We start from the raw sequence: 15525 nt of genomic DNA, 5'->3' as shown, positions 1-15525 counted from the left end.
GTCCCTGCCGCATGAGATCCCAGCTTTCGCTGGGATGACGAGTGTGTGTCGGAACGCCTCGCCCTACATCTCGCCGCGGGCTTTGCGGATGGCGTACCATTTCTTCACGTTGGCGTTGTGTTCGGCCAGCGTGTTGGCGAACACGTGGCCGCCGGTGCCGTCTGCTACGAAGTAGAGCGCTTGCGTCTGCGCCGGGTCGAGCACCGCGTCGATCGAGGCGCGGCCGGGGTTGGCGATCGGGCCGACCGGCAGGCCGGCTTCGGCATAGGTGTTGTAGCCGTTCTTCGCATGCAGCTCGGACCGCAGGATGCGGCGGCCTAGAGGGCGGCCCTTGGTAATCGGGTAGATCACGGTGGGATCAGCCTGAAGCGGCATGCCGTTGCGCAGGCGATTGCCGTAGACCGCGGCGACGGTGCGGCGTTCGGAGGGCTTGCCGGTTTCCTTCTCGACGATCGAGGCGAGGATGATCGCCTGTTCGGGCGAGCTCACCGCGATACCGGGTTTGCGCGCCGCCCATGCCTTGGCGAGGTAGGTCTTCATCGCCGCCTGCATCCGCGTGACGACCGATGCGCGGGTGTCGCCGGCCTGGAAGGCGTAGCTGTCGGGGAGGATCGAGCCTTCCGCCGGGACGGGCACGGTGCCGGTCAGACCGTCGGCCTTTATCAGCGCGTCGTGGACAAGGACCGAGGGATAGCCTTCGGGGACGACGACGAGGCGCTGGACGACCTTGCCGCCCTGCATCAGCTTGAGGATGTCGGACTGGCTGGTTTGCGGCGCGATGCGGTATTCGCCGGCCTTGATCGGATCGCCCGAGCCGAACACCCGCGCGTAAAGGCGAAAACGTCGGGCCGAGGGGATCGCGCCGGCCTTTTCGAGTTCGGTGGCAGCACCGGCCAGCGTGCTGCCTTCGCCGATCTGCACGGTCAGCGTGCGAGGGGCTGGGCCTGCGCCGCCCCAGCCCTGGACGATCAGGAACAGCGCGACAACTGCCGCCAGGCCTAAGACGAGTCCGAAACAGCCGACCTTGCGCATCACTACCTCTTGTTCTCCCGCGAAGGCGGGAGCCCAGTCTGGGCCCCCGCCTTCGCGGGGGAACAAACTTATTTAGCGGACCTTCGTCATCACCAGCGAGGCATTCGTGCCGCCGAAGCCGAACGAGTTGTTCAGTACCGCACGCACTTCACGCTTCTTCGCGACATGCGGGACGAGGTCGACGCCCACGCAGCTATCGCTCGGATTGTCGAGGTTCAGCGTCGGGGGCACGATCTGGTCGCGCAGCGCGAGGATGCAGAAGATGCTCTCGACCGCACCGGCACCGCCGAGCAGATGGCCGATCGCCGACTTGGTCGACGACATCGACAGACCCGAGATCGCATCGCCGAACAGGCGACGGACCGCACCGAGTTCCAGCTCGTCACCGAGTGGCGTCGAGGTGCCGTGCGCGTTGATGTAATCGATGTCCTCGAGCGCGAGGCCCGACTTCTTGATCGCCATCTGCATCGAGCGGAACGCGCCGTCGCCTTCGGGATGCGGTGCCGTCACGTGGTACGCGTCGCCCGACAGGCCGTAGCCGATCACCTCGGCATACATCTTCGCGCCGCGTGCCTTGGCGTGCTCGTACTCCTCGAGCACCAGCACACCGGCGCCCTCGCCCATCACGAAGCCGTCGCGATCCTTGTCGTAGGGACGCGAGGCCTTTTCGGGCGAATCGTTGAAGTTGGTCGACAGCGCGCGGGCCTGCGCGAACCCGGCGATGCCGAGCGGGCAGACGGTGCCCTCCGCGCCGCCCGCAAGCATCACGTCGGCGTCATCCATCGCGATCATCCGCGCGGCGTCGCCGATCGCATGCGCGCCGGTCGAGCAGGCGGTGACGACCGCGTGATTCGGACCGCGCAGGCCGTATTTGATGGAGACCTGGCCCGAGATCAGGTTGATCAGGCGACCATGGACGAAGTGCGGCGAGACGCGGCGCGGGCCCTTGGTGTGGAGCACGATCGATTCGCTTTCGATCCCCGGAAGCCCGCCGATGCCCGAGCCGATCGAGACGCCGGCACGCCAGCTCTCTTCCAGCGTCATCTCGGTCAACCCGGCGTCTTCCAGAGCCTGGCCGGCGGCGTCGATGCCGTAGATGATGAACGGATCGACCTGGCGCTGAACCTTGTGGTCGACGCGCTTGCCGGGGTCGAAGCCATATTCGTGGTCGGCGGGCTTCACCTCGCAGGCGATGCGGCACACCTGATCCGACGCGTCGAAGCGCGTGATCGGGCCCGCGCCCGACTTGCCGGCGAGGATATTCGCCCAGGCCGTTTCAACATCCGCCCCCAGGGGGGTGACCAGGCCTAGCCCGGTTACGACGACACGCCGCATGGCTTCAAACTCCGTCTGCTCTCAAAACGAAACGGCTCCCCGCCCTCTTTGCCCAAGGACGGGGAGCCGCTCAAATCACACCCTTCAGGGCAGGTCCAAAGGTTTGAACCCTAGACCCTGATCAGGCCTTGTGCTCGTCGATATAGGTGATCGCATCCTTGACGGTTGCGATCTTCTCGGCGGCATCATCGGGGATCTCGACACCGAATTCTTCCTCGAACGCCATGACGAGTTCGACGATGTCGAGGCTGTCTGCGCCCAGGTCGTCGATGAAGCTCGCGTCCTCGGTCACCTTGTCGGCTTCGACGCCGAGATGCTCGACGACGATCTTCTTCACGCGGTCAGCGGTCTCGCTCATGGTAGTTCCCTCTTCAAATCTGGGGGTTTTCGGTAATTCCTGAACGCACCTAGAACGCGGCAGTTCAGCGCGCAAGTTCAGATCATCGCCATCCCACCGTTCACGTGCACGGTTTGTCCCGTGACGTAGCCGGCTTCACGGCTTGCCAGATACACGATCGCCGCGCCGATGTCTGCGCCTTCGCCGAGGCGACCGGCCGGAATCCTGGTCGTCAGCGCGGTCTTCTGCGCCTCGGGCAGCGCGTCGGTCATCGGCGAGGTGATGAAGCCGGGCGCGACGCAGTTTACGGTAATGCCGCGGCTGGCGAGCTCCTGCGCCATCGATTTCGACATGCCGATCAGGCCGGCCTTCGACGCGGCGTAGTTGGCCTGGCCGGGATTGCCGGTGACGCCGACGATCGAGGTGACCGAGATCATCCGGCCGAAGCGCGCCTTCATCATCGGCTTGGCGGCGGCGCGCATGAGGCGGAACGCGGCTTCGAGATTGACGCGGATGACGCTGTCCCACTCGTCGTCCTTCATCCGCATCGCGAGATTGTCGCGGGTGACGCCGGCGTTGTTGACGAGGATGTCGAGCTTGCCGAGCTTCTCCACCGCCTGAGGCACGAGCGCGTCGACTGCGGCTGCGTCGGAGAGGTTGCAGGGGAGCGCGACGTGGTCGCCTTTCAGGGTGGCGCGGAAGGCTTCGAGCTTGTCGGCGTTGGAGCCGGATACGGCGAGGCGCGCACCTTGGGCGGCTAGGGCCTTGGCGATCTCGGACCCAATCCCGCCGGATGCCCCGGTGACGAGGGCGGTCATGCCTGTGAGGTCGAACATTTTAACTCCGATCTAGATTTGTTCGCGCAGAGGCGCGGAGGACGCAGAGGGGCGGTAGTTGTTGACGAGGCGGCGGACGCCTTCTTTTAGGGTTGCGCCACCGAAGTTGATAAGCAGCCCGACGGGCTGTTTGGTCAGTCTGAGATAGGTCAGCAATTGCTTGGCGTGGACGGGAAGGACGCACTCGACCGATTTGATCTCGACGACCAAACGGTCGTCAACAAGCAGATCGATCCGGAACGCTGCCTCGAAGCGCAAGCCTTCGAACTCGATATCGATCGATCGTTGCCGCGCCACAGTGTAGCCCATTGCAACCAATCGACCGGCAAGGACTGCTTCATAAACGCTTTCCAGTAGCCCTGGCCCAAGATCTCGATGCAGTCGCAGAGCGACATTCAGGACGTCGCCGCTAACCACATCGATATCTTTCATGGGCTCTGCGTCCTCTGCGCCTCTGCGCGAAAATCTACAGTACCTTAATCAACGCCTCGATGTCGTCCATCGTGATGACGCTGGTCGTCTCGACGTCGGGGGTGATGCGCTTGACCATCGGGCTGAGCACCTTGCCGCCGAATTCGACGAAGTGGCCGACGCCCGCCGTATGCATGGCCAGCACTGATTCGCGCCAGCGGACCATGCCGGTGACCTGTTGCACCAACAGGTGACGGATCGCGCCGGGGTCGGCGACGGCGACCGCGTCGACGTTGGCGAAGACCGGGACCAGCGGCGCGCGGAGGTCGGCGTCGAGGAGGGCGGCTTCCATCGCTTCGGCGGCGGGTTGCATGAGGGGGCAGTGGAAGGGGGCGGATACGGGGAGGAGCACTGCGCGCTTGGCGCCGAGGTCCTTGGCCAGCGCGATCGCCTTTTCGATGGCGAGGCGGTGGCCGGAGATGACGACCTGCGACGGGTCGTTGTCGTTGGCGACGGTGCAGATCAGGTCGGGACCGCCTTCCGCGAGAATCGCGTCGACTGCGGCGCCGGCGATCAGCTGCGCCTTTTCGAGGTCGGTGCCGAGCAACGCGGCCATCGCGCCCTCGCCTACCGGAACGGCGGCCTGCATTGCGCGGCCGCGGAGTTTCAGGAGGCGCGCGGTGGTCGACAGGTCGAGTGCCCCTGCTGCGCACAGGGCGGTATATTCGCCGAGGCTGTGGCCGGCTACGTAGTCGGCCTTGTCGGCGAGGCGGAGGCCGCCTTCCTTCTCGGCGACGCGCAAGGTGGCGATCGCGTTCGCCATGATCGCGGGCTGCGCGTTCTCGGTGAGGAGCAGGTCGTCGGCGGGCCCTTCGCTCATCAGGCGGAACAGATGCTGGCCGAGCGCCTCGTCGACTTCGGCGAAGACCTCGCGGGCGGTGGCACTGGCGTCGGCGAGCGCCTTGCCCATGCCGACAGACTGGCTCCCCTGGCCGGGGAAGATGAACGCGCGCATGACCTCTCCTCTGTGTTCGGTCTTCGTTTGAGCGCGGGGCCTATAAAGGTGCGGGCTGAGTTGCAACTGCGCGAACCTGAACGAAGCCCATGCGTTTGCGACAAATGGCGACCATTTCGCGCAGGCTGCGACATGCACCTGCGACAATCGGGTCCCAGATTAGTGATGACGCCGCACAACGGCGCCGTGTTTCAAACGGGAGATTACCCATGAAGAAGTTCATCCTCAGCGCGCTTGCCGCCACCCTCGTCGCCAGCCCGCTGCTCGCCGCCGCCCCGGCCGAAGCGCAGCAGCGCCGCGAAGTGACCACCGTGCGCCAGAACAACAACGGCCGCACCGTCGTCACCAGGAAGACCGTCGCCCGCCCGAACCAGTATCGCAACTGGCGCGCTGGTCAGCGCTTCGATCGCCGCTATGCGCAGAACTATCGCGTCATCACGACGTACCGGAACTACCGTCTCGCCGCCCCGCCGCGTGGCAGCCAGTGGGTCCGCTCGGGCAACGACGCGATCCTGATCAACGCCCGCGGCAATGTGGTCCAGGTTCGTGGCGGCGCGTTTCGCCGGTAACGCCCACACCAACCTTGCCTTTGCCGGGTAATCGGCTAAGGCCACTGCAACCGGGGTGAGAGATTCGCGTCTCTCGCCCCTGTTTGCATTCTAGACGACAGCCGGAGGGGTGCACGCATGGGGCGTGTATCAGCGATCGGCCAAGACGAAGGACAAGACATGGCTCTTTACGAGCACGTGTTCCTTGCGCGCCAGGATCTGGCACAAGCGCAGGTGGACGCACTGGCGGAAATCGCCACCAAGATCGTGAACGACAACGAAGGTCGGGTCGTAAAGACCGAGAACTGGGGCCTGCGTTCGCTGGCGTACAAGATCGCCAAGAACCGCAAGGCGCACTATGTCATGCTCGAGATCGATGCCCCGGGCAGCGTGATCGCAGAGCTGGAGCGCCAGACCCAGATCAACGAAGACATCATCCGTTACATGACGGTCAAGGTCGACACCCTCGAAGAGGGCCCAACCGTGATGATGCGCAAGCAGGATCGTGACCGCGAGCGTCGTGGCGACCGTGAAGGTGGCCGCGAGGGCCGTCCCGATCGTGGCGATCGTCCGGACCGTGGTCCCCGTCGTGACCGCGAAGAGGGAGCTGAATAATCATGGCACGTCCATTCTTCCGCCGCCGCAAGAGCTGCCCGTTCTCCGCCAAAGACGCTCCCCGGATCGACTATAAGGACGTCCGGTTGCTGCAGGGCTTCGTGTCCGAGCGTGGCAAGATCGTCCCGTCGCGTATCACTTCGGTGGCCGCAAAGAAGCAGCGCGAACTGGCCCAGGCCATCAAGCGTGCGCGTCATCTGGGCTTGCTGCCCTACATCGTTAAGTAAGGACACGCCCACATGGACGTCATTCTGCTTGAGCGCGTCGAAAAGCTTGGTGCTATCGGCGACGTGGTGAAGGTCAAGGACGGTTACGCGCGTAACTTCCTGCTTCCCAACAAGAAGGCGCTTCGTTCGAACGAAGCCAACCGCAAGGTGTTCGAGTCGAACCGTGCGAAGATCGAATCGGACAACGCATCGCGTCGCAGCGATGCCGAAGCCGAAGCGAAGACCTTCAACGACGCGACCGTGACCCTGATCCGTCAGGCGTCGAACACCGGTCAGCTCTACGGTTCGGTCGCGGTTCGCGATCTGGTCGATGCGCTGGTGGCCGACGGTCACAAGGTCGGCAAGTCGGCGATCGTGCTCGACAAGCCGATCAAGGCGATCGGTGTCTACACCGTGAAGGTTGCGTTGCATCCTGAAGTGTCGGTGGCCGTCAAGGTCAACGTCGCCCGCTCGCCTGAAGAGGCCGAGATGCAAGCTTCGGGCGTCGACGTGATGTCGTCGATGTTCGAGCGTGACGAGGCTGGCTTCGTCGAGGATTACGATCCGAACGCAGAGCCCGGCGCGACCGCCGAAGCTCCTCGCGACCAGAAGGAAGAGGCGCAGGGTTGATCCCTTCGCTGCCTTCTTGGCTTGCATAGAAAGGCCCGCCCGGAGTGATCCGGGCGGGCCTTTTCTTTTGTGCCTTTGAGACGGCGGTTAGGGGCAGGTTACGCAGGCGCCGATCATCGCGGCGAAGGGGATCAGGGCGCAGAGGACGGGGACTAGGGTTTTCATGACCTGGCGACTCTTTGGGGGTGTTGCCGGGTTAATGCGCGGGGTCGGGAAAGGTTTCCGGGAGGTGAACGAATTTTGTACCGATCGGTTTTCCGCGCGGCCTCTTCGTTTCTTCCCCAACCTCCCTCCGTCACCCCGGACCTGTTCCGGGGTCCACGGTTCAGCGATCTCTCGGGCTGCTGAATTCGCAAAACGGTGGATGCCGGAACGAGCCCGGCATGACGGAATGGTGCATGATGCCCGCCCCTAGCCGTTCCCCCGCGAAGGCGGGGGTCCAGGATAATGGAACGCAGCACTGCTTGATCCCGGGCTCCCGCCTTCGCGGGAAAACATTAAGTGGTGGCGTCTTCCGGCTTCTCGATCAGCGCAGGCCCCTCGCCTAGCGCTAGCGCGTCGACCGATGACACGTCCTCGAGATCACGCGCGCCGGTCTCGATGTTCAGGTCGCGGAACTTGCGGCCCGTCACCATCAGGCGGCCGTTGAACGAGTTGGTGAAGCCGTTGAAGTTCTTCACCGCACTGTTCAGACCGACGCCGACTTTGCGCAGGTCGTCCGCAACCTTGGCAAGGCGATCATGCATTTCCTTGCCGAGTTCGCCGATTTTCCGCGCTTCGTTGGCCAGCTTCTCTTGGCGCCAGACTGCGGCGACCGTGCGTGCGATCGCGATCAGGTTCGTAGGGGTCGCGAGCAGCACGCGTTTTTCGAAGGCGAAATCCCAGAGTGTCGGGTCGTGTTCGAGCGCCGCGGACAGGAAATGCTCGCCAGGGACGAACATGATGACATAGTCGGGCGTATCGGCGAACTGGCTCCAATAGGCCTTGTTGCCGAGGCCGTTGACGTGCGCGCGCATCGACGCCGCGTGGGCGGCTAGGCCGATGAGCCGTTCGGCGTCGTCGACTGCGCCGAACGCGTCCTGGTACGCGTTGAGCGAGACCTTCGCGTCGATCACCAGCGCCCGGCCACCGGGGACACGGATGATCGCGTCGGGGCGGAGGCGGGCGCCGTCGTCGCCTACCGCGACCGAGACTTCGGTCTGGAAATCGGTGTGTTCGCTGAGGCCGCAGGTTTCTAGGACGTTCTTCAACTGCTGCTCGCCCCAGCGGCCGCGCGACTTGGGGGCGTTGCGGAGCGAGTTGACGAGCTTGGCGGCTTCGGTCGAGACCTTTTCCTGGCCGAGGCGCATCTGTTCGATTTGCCCCTTGAGGTCGCCGAATGCGTCGCGGCGCTCGGCCTCGACCTTGGCGACGCCCTCTTCGTAGCGTTGCAGGCGGTCGCTTACCGGCTGGAGCATCGACTTGAGGTTGAGGCCGGCGGACTCTTCCGACTGGCGGAAGCGGGCGTCGGCGCGTTCGAGGAAGGTCTTCTGCGCGTCGCTGAGCAGCTTGTTGGCGACGTCGCCGAACTGCGCGGCCATGACGTCCTTGGCCTCGCGGAGTTCGAGCAGGCGCGCTTCGAACGCTTCGCCTTGGACCTTCAGCGTCGCGATTTCGGTGCGGGCGGCGTCGCGGTCGGCACGGATCGTCGCGAGGTCGAGGCGGAGGCGATCGGTGTCGGTGGCGCGCTCGGCGTTCTGCGCGCGGAGCGTGGCGAGGTCCTGCATCGCGGCGTTGCGTTCACGTTCGACCGCATCGCGCGCGGTGCGGATAATTTCGGCGTCGGCGACCTTGGTCTGCGCGACGGCGAGTTCGCTGGCGAGTGTGGCGGCTCGGCGGGAGGCCAGGAGCCAGCCGAGGAGGATGCCGGCGGCTAGCGCAAGGATGGCGATTATGGCGAACTCAGCCATTTTGCGTGGCTGGAGCGGGAGTGAAGTGCAGACGCTGGCGCAGCATTTTCGGGGGTGAGACTGCGCGCCGGGGCGCTTGGGTTCGGGGGGAGATTGGGGACGTCATGGGTGGAACATACGTCGAACGATTGATGTAGGACAATCGGAATATTCTGTTCTCCCGCGGAGGCGGGAGTCGAGGGTTATGGGCGGTGGCGCTTGTGGTTCTGGGCCCCCGCCTTCGCGGGGGAACTAGGAGGGGCGCTGCCACATCCTTGCGGAATAGCACCACCCCGGCGGAGGCCGGGGCCCAATTGGGAAGGTCGCAGTAACGAGGGACTGCGCTCAGTTGGCGACGTCCCCCAATTGGGCCCCGGCCTTCGCCGGGGTGGTGCCTAGCTAGGCGCGCGGGTGGCTGCACAATCGCATCACCCACGCCCCTCACCCTAGCTTGCGCTGCTTCGCCAGCTTCTTCAGCACCATGTCGCGCTTGAGGCGGCTGATGTGGTCGATGAACAGGACGCCGTCGAGATGGTCGATCTCATGCTGCATGCAGGTCGACAGCAGGCCGTCGAAATCCTCCTCATGCGCCGCACCGGTCTGGTCGAGCCACTTCACGCGGCAGCGCGCCGGACGTGCGACCTCGGCATATTGCTCGGGGATCGAGAGGCAGCCCTCGTTGTAGGTGGATACCTCGTCGCTGACCGACAGGATCTCGGCGTTGATGTACGCCTTGGGGTTCTTGATCGGCTTGTCGTCCTCGTCTTTCTCCTCCTGGAGATCGATCACGAGGACACGCTTCTGCACGCCGACCTGGGTCGCGGCCAAGCCTATGCCATTGAAGTCGTACATCGTCTCGATCATGTCGGCGACGAGCGTACGGATGGAGTCGTCGACCGTCTCCACGGGCTCGGCGACGAGGCGCAGGCGGGGATCGGGGACTTCGAGAACGGTCATGACGGTCATAGCGCGTCCGCTAAGGTACGCATGCCGGGTGCGTCAAGCCATTGGCCTTCTGGCCCTTAACGCCTGCGCCAGCGTGCCCTCGTCGAGATAGTCGAGTTCGCCGCCGACCGGCAGGCCGTGCGCAAGCTGCGTGACACGCACCGGGAAGCGTTCGATGCGCTCGGCGATGTAGTGCGCGGTGGTCTGGCCCTCGAGCGTGGCGTTCATCGCGAGGACGACTTCGTCGATGCCGCCGGCTTCGATGCGACGGACGAGGCTGTCGATGCTGAGGTCCTCGGGGCGTATGCCTTCGAGCGCGGACAGCCGCCCGCCGAGGACGTGGAAGCGACCGGGGAACAGGCGCGAGCGATCGAGGGCCCATAGATCGGCGACTTCCTCGACCACGCACAGCGAACGCTGATCGCGGCGCGGGTCGGCGCAGATCGCGCAGGGATTGGTGGTGTCGACGTTGCCGCAGGTCGAGCAGTTCTCCAGCCGCTCGTCGACCGCGGTCAGTGCCTCACGCAACGGGCCCAGCGCCGCGTCGCGCTTCTTGAGCAGATGCAGCACGGCGCGACGGGCGGACCGGGGGCCGAGGCCGGGGAGCCGGGCCAGCGCCTGCGTCAGCGCCTCGATCTCGGGGGATGCCATACCGGAACAGATAGGGGGTTGCGTCGCTCCCCGCCAGCGTGTTCGAGAGGGCCATGCGGATCATCTTCATGGGAACGCCGGACTTCGCGGTGCCGGTGCTGGAGGCCCTCGTCGCGGCGGGGCATGACGTGGTGGCGGCGTATTGCCAGCCGGCTCGGCCGGGTGGGCGGCGTGGGCGCGAGCTGGTGCCGTCGCCGGTGCAGGTTCGGGCAGAGGCACTCGGAATCGAGGTGCGGACGCCGGTGTCGTTCAAGGCGTCCTTGCCGGAGGGGCTGGAGCCTCGCGAGGCGTTTGCGGCTTTGAACGCGGATGTCGCGGTGGTGGCCGCGTATGGTCTTATTCTGCCGCGCGCGGTGCTGGAGGCGCCTCGGTTCGGGTGCCTCAACGTGCATGGGTCGCTGTTGCCGCGGTGGCGCGGGGCGGCGCCGGTGCAGCGGGCTATCCTCGCGGGTGATGCCGAGACGGGCGTCGGGATTATGCAGATGGAGGCGGGGCTGGATACCGGGCCGGTGCGGCTCGAGGGGCGGACGCCGATCGTTGGGAAAACTGCAGGGGAACTGACCGCCGAGCTGTCGGCAATGGGTGCTCGGCTGATGGTCGAGGTGTTGGGCGATCTCGACGCCTACCCTGCCCGGCCGCAGCCCGAGGACGGCGTCACCTATGCGGCGAAGATCGAGAAGGCCGAGGCGCGGATCGATTTCGAGCGGTCGGCAGTCGAGGTCGAGCGGCTGGTACGGGCGATGAACCCGGCGCCGGGGGCGTGGTTCGAGCATGCGGGCGAGCGGGTGAAGGTGCTGGCGGCGGACGTACTGCCGTTCACGTTTCTTGGGTGCGAGGGGCTGACGGTCAATGCCGAGCTGACGATCGGGTGCGGCGACGGGGCGATCCGGCCGACCTTGCTACAACGGGCGGGACGCGGCGTGACGTCGGCGACGGAATTACTGCGCGGGTTTGCGATCCCGTCGGGGACTCAGCTTTGACGCGGTTCGCGTTGACGGTGGAGTTCGACGGCCGGCCGTTCATGGGCTGGCAGCGGCAGAAGCACGGGCCGAGCGTGCAGGCGGCGCTGGAGGCGGCTGTGCTGAAGATGACCGGCGAGACCGCGTCGGTGCAGGCGGCGGGGCGGACCGATGCGGGCGTGCACGGAATGGCGATGCGCGCGCATGTCGATATCGCGAAGCCGCTCGCGGCGTTTCGGTTGATGGAGGGGCTGAATGCGCTGGTGAAGCCCGCGCCGCTGTCGGTGCTCGCGTGCGAAGTGGTTGACGACGATTGGCATGCGCGGTTTTCGTGTGTCGGGCGGTCGTACGAGTACCGGATCGTCAACCGGCGCGCGCCGTTGACGTTCGAGGCGGGGTTGGCTTGGCAGGTGCCTCAGCCGCTCGATGCCGGGGCTATGGCGGAGGCTGCGGGCGCGCTCGTTGGGCGGCACGACTTCACGACGTTCCGGTCGGCGCATTGCCAGGCTGACAGTCCGGTGCGGACTCTCGATCGGCTTGAGGTGGTGCGTGAGGGGGAGCGGATTTTCGTTTATGCGGCAGCGCGGTCGTTCCTGCATCACCAGGTGCGGTCGATGGTTGGGTGCCTTGCGCTGGTCGGGATGGGGCGCTGGGCGATTGGCGATGTCGCCAAGGCACTGGCGGCGAAGGATCGGGCGATGCTGGGGTTGAATGCGCCGCCCGATGGGTTGTTCTTCGTGAGTGCCGTCTACCCTTCTCCGTCATCCCGGACTTGATCCGGGACCCAGAGTTACGAAGCGCAACGCTCGTTACCCTGGGTCCTGACTTTCGTCAGGATGACGGTTGGGGAGTGTCGCGGACGAACTTGGCCGCGAGTTCGACGTGTGTCGACCAGCGGAACTGGCCGACCGGCTGGACCCAGTCGATCCGCCAGCCGGCATCGCACAGCTCCTTCGCATCACGCGCGAAGCTGGCCGGGTTGCACGAGACATAGACGATTACCGGCGTCTTGCATTCCGCCAGCGCGGTCGCCTGTTCGCGCGCGCCGGAGCGTGGCGGGTCGATCACTACCGCGTCGAAGCGGTCGAGTTCGGCGACAGTCAGCGGGCGGCGATAGAGATCGCGGTGCTCGGGGTAGACCGGACGCTGGGTGCGATGCGCGGCGGCTTTCAGCGAGCCTAGCGCGTCGCGGGCGCCTTCGGCTGCGTAGACCTTGGCCGGGATCGCGAGCGTGAAGGTGCCGAGGCCCGCGAACAGGTCTGCGACCGTCCCGGGCTTGCCGATCGCTTCGAGGACGGCGGCGGTGAGCGCGGCTTCGCCGTCGGGCGTGGCTTGGAGGAACGACGCGGGCGGGAGCGGTACGGGGACGCCGCCCAGCGTGATCGTGACCGAATCGGGTTCCCAGCGCGTCTCGGGGCCGAGGCCGTCGTCGAACGCGACGCGCGCGATGCCGTGGTCTTCGCAGAATTTGGTCAGCGCTTCGGCGGCGGCGAGGCCTTCGGGGGCGAACCCGGTGATCAGGATGTCCGCGCCCTGATCGGCGAGCGTCAGGTGGATGTCCGCGCGGCGGCGGAAGTTGAGGCGCTTGAGCAGCTGGCGCAAGGGCTGGACGAGCGCGAACAGGCGCGGATCGAGGATCCAGCATTCCTTGATGTCGACGATCGTGTGCGCCTTCTCGGCGGTGAAGCCGAGCGTGATCTTGCCGCCCTTGCCCTCTGCGTGGAGGGTCGCGCGGCGGCGGCTGCGTTCGGGGGAGATGTGCGGGGTGCGGATCGGCGCGGACAGGTCCTGGCCGTCGAGCGCGGAGGCGATGCGGTCGGTGACGAACTCGGCATAGGCCTGGTCGTCGAGATGCTGGAGCTGGCAGCCCCCGCAGGTCGGGAAATGCACGCAGGGGGGAGTCTGGTGGTGCGGGCCTGGGATCACGGTGCCGTCGGGCGCGAGCGTGTCGCCGGGCGCCGAGAAGGCAGCGTGGCGGCCGTCGGCGGTCATGCCGTCGCCGCGGGCTGCGACGCGGATGATCGTGTCGATATTCGATTCAGAGGTCATAACGATGCTCTGGCGGACCGAAGCGCTTCCGCCAAGTCGTCGGCGATGAACGCGGGCCCCAATCGGCGGGCAGCGTCACCGTGGAGCCACACTCCGGCGGCCGCGGCCTGCAGCGGTTCGAGCTTCGCGGCGAGCATCGCGCCGATCGCGCCGGCGAGGACGTCGCCTGTGCCGGCGGTGGAGAGCCAGTCGCTCGCATCCTGCGTGATGCGGACGCGGCCGTCGGGGGCGGCGATGACGGTGTCGGCGCCTTTGAAGACGACGACCGCGTTGGCGCGGACAGCTGCGTCTCGGGCTCGCGTGATCTTATCGGCCCCCTTGGAAGATGGGTCGGATTTGCCGAAGAGCGCGTCGAACTCGCCTGAATGCGGGGTGAGGATCACGGGGACCCTGAGCGCCTTGATCCGGTCAGGGTCGAGCAGGCGGAGGGCGTCGCCGTCGATGATCAGTGGGTGGTTTGAGGCCAGCGCCGCTTCGAGACGGGCCTTGGCGACATCGTCGCGGCCGAGGCCCGGGCCGATCACGAGCGCACCGATCCGGTCGTTGGCGAGGGCTTGGTCGGAGAATGGCGCGCGGACGAGCGCGTGCGGGGGGCCTTGGCTGTCGCCGAGCAGGGTTACGTAGCCGGCGCCGGCACGCATCGCGGCGAGCGCTGCGAGGTCGGACGCGCCTGACATGGTGCCGGCGATGATCGCGACCATGCCGCGGGTATATTTGTGCGAGTCCGGGCCGGGGGTCGGGAGGACCGGGGGTTTGAGGACTTCGGCTTCGCTAGTGGTTGGGACGCCGATGTCGAGGAGGCGAATATGGCCGCAATAGCGCGCGGCGGGTTGGAGGAGGTGCACGGGTTTCACTGCGCCGAGGGCTAAGGTGAGGTTGAAGACTGGCGGTTTGCTGAGTGCCTCCCCAGAGTCGGTCGCAAGGCCACTGGGAAGGTCGACGGCAATGCTGAGCTGCGCGGAGTTGGCGAGGAAATGGAGGCGCCCGACAACAGACTGTTCCCCCGCGGACGCGGGGGCCCAGAATAGACCGTTGAGTGAGCGCTCGGAACTTAGCTGGGCCCCCGCGTCCGCGGGGGAACTGATTACGGTGGGGGCGGGCTCGGAATCGAGCGGGCGGGTCAGGCCGGTGCCGAACAGCGCGTCCACCAGGATCGGAGCGGGCTTTGCCGCCGCCAGTGTCTCGACAGGGCCGGACCACCCTGCCCTCGCCGCCTTCGCCGCATCCGTCTTCGGCGCCGACAACGCCGCCACGCGGACCGACATCCCCATCTCCGCCAGCACCCGCGCCGCGACGTATCCGTCCCCGCCGTTGTTGCCGGGGCCGCAGACTATCAGGACTTCGTTCGTACCCGCCAACCGACGAACCGCGTGCGCAATCGCAGTGCCGGCGCGGTCCATCAGCGTTTCGACCGAGACGCCGGTGGCGATCACCGCGTGTTCCGCCGCGCGCATTTCGGCGGCGGTCAGGATCGCCTGGCCCTCGATGTGAATCATGATGGCTTGGTCACGCTCTTGACGGTGGCCGGGAGGCGGTAGCGAGCGTCGCCGATCGACACCTCGATACCGTTGCCCTCTATCAGGCCGACCTTGGCGACCTCCGCTCCGTCGGCCGCGACGACGCCGCGGCCGTCGTCGGTGACCAGGAGGCGGCGGAACGCGCCATCGGGGTGGCGGATCGTCAGGATTGGACCAGCCTCACCCTTGGCCTGTTCGATCGTGCAGACCGTTTCGAGCGCGGCGGTCCCGCGGGCGCAGGGGATGCGGAGGTCGCCGGGGGACTCCTTGGTCTGTTCGGCTGCGACCTGTGTGCTGGATGGCTTGCCTGGCCCGCATGCCGCGAGGGGGAGCGAAATGAGGGCTAGACCGAGAAGGCGGTTGAGCGTCTTACCGAAGTTGACGAACACCCTACCCCCCGTCATCCCAGCGAAAGCTGGGATCTCCCCGTTCGGGTCGCGGCGCGCGCCAAGCGGGAGACCCCAGCTTTCGCTGGGGTGACGGGTGGAGCGCGTGTCTCGTTTACCTACCC

General features: G+C 66.3%; 18 protein-coding genes. 6 read left to right on the top strand and 12 right to left on the bottom strand.

The genetic code is table 11. The features are described 5' to 3' along the window. Positions 1-63 precede the first annotated feature (63 nt). The 6 genes from mltG to fabD form a co-directional block, all read right to left on the bottom strand. Positions 64-1032, bottom strand: coding sequence for an endolytic transglycosylase MltG (gene mltG, locus SPHN_RS10600; protein WP_248523133.1), 969 nt, complete (start codon positions 1030-1032; stop codon positions 64-66). Between the two features lie 72 nt (positions 1033-1104). Further along, on the bottom strand, positions 1105-2367 hold the full coding sequence (gene fabF, locus SPHN_RS10595) for a beta-ketoacyl-ACP synthase II (RefSeq protein WP_060526942.1): 1263 nt from the start codon (positions 2365-2367) through the stop codon (positions 1105-1107). Positions 2368-2488: 121 nt separating this feature from the next. Further along, complete coding sequence (locus tag SPHN_RS10590) at positions 2489-2725, bottom strand: acyl carrier protein (RefSeq protein WP_031393971.1); 237 nt, start codon at positions 2723-2725, stop codon at positions 2489-2491. Positions 2726-2802: 77 nt separating this feature from the next. Next, positions 2803-3540 (bottom strand): 3-oxoacyl-[acyl-carrier-protein] reductase, encoded by a 738-nt coding sequence (gene fabG / locus SPHN_RS10585; protein ID WP_248523131.1) that lies wholly within the window; start codon positions 3538-3540, stop codon positions 2803-2805. A gap of 12 nt (positions 3541-3552) precedes the next feature. Next, entirely contained in the window at positions 3553-3972 is a 420-nt protein-coding gene (locus SPHN_RS10580) for a GxxExxY protein (RefSeq protein ID WP_248523129.1), read from the bottom strand. Positions 3973-4006: 34 nt separating this feature from the next. Then, entirely contained in the window at positions 4007-4966 is a 960-nt protein-coding gene (gene fabD / locus SPHN_RS10575; protein ID WP_248523128.1) for an ACP S-malonyltransferase, read from the bottom strand. Positions 4967-5175: 209 nt separating this feature from the next. Here fabD and SPHN_RS10570 point away from each other — a divergent pair, with 209 nt between their 5' ends. From SPHN_RS10570 to rplI, 4 genes are all read left to right on the top strand, one after another. Continuing rightward, a complete protein-coding gene (locus SPHN_RS10570) occupies positions 5176-5535 on the top strand; it encodes an RcnB family protein (protein ID WP_248523126.1) in 360 nt (119 codons plus the stop codon). Between the two features lie 159 nt (positions 5536-5694). Further along, positions 5695-6129, top strand: a complete 435-nt coding sequence (gene rpsF / locus SPHN_RS10565) for a 30S ribosomal protein S6 (RefSeq protein WP_056050884.1) — start codon at positions 5695-5697, stop codon at positions 6127-6129. Positions 6130-6131: 2 nt separating this feature from the next. Beyond that, positions 6132-6356, top strand: coding sequence for a 30S ribosomal protein S18 (rpsR, locus tag SPHN_RS10560; RefSeq protein WP_031393978.1), 225 nt, complete (start codon positions 6132-6134; stop codon positions 6354-6356). 12 nt (positions 6357-6368) lie between these two features. Next, positions 6369-6965 (top strand): 50S ribosomal protein L9, encoded by a 597-nt coding sequence (gene rplI, locus SPHN_RS10555; RefSeq protein WP_248523124.1) that lies wholly within the window; start codon positions 6369-6371, stop codon positions 6963-6965. Between the two features lie 497 nt (positions 6966-7462). Here the strand turns inward: rplI and rmuC are convergent, their stop codons facing one another. The 3 genes from rmuC to recR form a co-directional block, all read right to left on the bottom strand. Beyond that, positions 7463-8914, bottom strand: coding sequence for a DNA recombination protein RmuC (gene rmuC / locus SPHN_RS10550; protein ID WP_248523123.1), 1452 nt, complete (start codon positions 8912-8914; stop codon positions 7463-7465). A 420-nt stretch (positions 8915-9334) separates the two neighbouring features. After that, positions 9335-9859, bottom strand: coding sequence for a peptide deformylase (gene def, locus SPHN_RS10545; protein WP_248523121.1), 525 nt, complete (start codon positions 9857-9859; stop codon positions 9335-9337). 33 nt (positions 9860-9892) lie between these two features. Further along, entirely contained in the window at positions 9893-10489 is a 597-nt protein-coding gene (gene recR, locus SPHN_RS10540; protein ID WP_056052820.1) for a recombination mediator RecR, read from the bottom strand. A gap of 53 nt (positions 10490-10542) precedes the next feature. Here recR and fmt point away from each other — a divergent pair, with 53 nt between their 5' ends. Both fmt and truA read left to right on the top strand, forming a co-directional pair. Then, positions 10543-11469, top strand: coding sequence for a methionyl-tRNA formyltransferase (gene fmt / locus SPHN_RS10535; protein ID WP_248523119.1), 927 nt, complete (start codon positions 10543-10545; stop codon positions 11467-11469). Further along, positions 11466-12224: a tRNA pseudouridine(38-40) synthase TruA gene (gene truA, locus SPHN_RS10530; protein WP_248523117.1), complete on the top strand. Its 759-nt coding sequence runs from the start codon at positions 11466-11468 to the stop codon at positions 12222-12224. The genes fmt and truA overlap by 4 nt, the downstream gene beginning before the upstream one ends. A gap of 55 nt (positions 12225-12279) precedes the next feature. Here the strand turns inward: truA and SPHN_RS10525 are convergent, their stop codons facing one another. Genes SPHN_RS10525 through SPHN_RS10515 form a run of 3 tightly spaced genes read right to left on the bottom strand, consistent with a single transcriptional unit; the run spans position 12280 to position 15403 of the window. Then, positions 12280-13497: a class I SAM-dependent RNA methyltransferase gene (locus SPHN_RS10525; protein ID WP_248523115.1), complete on the bottom strand. Its 1218-nt coding sequence runs from the start codon at positions 13495-13497 to the stop codon at positions 12280-12282. Further along, positions 13494-14993 (bottom strand): NAD(P)H-hydrate dehydratase, encoded by a 1500-nt coding sequence (locus SPHN_RS10520; protein ID WP_248523113.1) that lies wholly within the window; start codon positions 14991-14993, stop codon positions 13494-13496. The genes SPHN_RS10525 and SPHN_RS10520 overlap by 4 nt, the downstream gene beginning before the upstream one ends. Then, positions 14990-15403 carry a hypothetical protein gene (locus SPHN_RS10515; RefSeq protein WP_248523112.1) on the bottom strand — a complete coding sequence of 138 codons (414 nt, stop codon included), beginning with the start codon at positions 15401-15403 and terminating at the stop codon, positions 14990-14992. The genes SPHN_RS10520 and SPHN_RS10515 overlap by 4 nt, the downstream gene beginning before the upstream one ends. Positions 15404-15525: the final 122 nt, after the last annotated feature.

The organism is Sphingomonas faeni (assembly GCF_023195535.1).
Classification (GTDB): Bacteria; Pseudomonadota; Alphaproteobacteria; order Sphingomonadales; family Sphingomonadaceae; genus Sphingomonas; species Sphingomonas faeni_B.
This window is presented reverse-complemented; position numbering and strand designations above follow the sequence as displayed.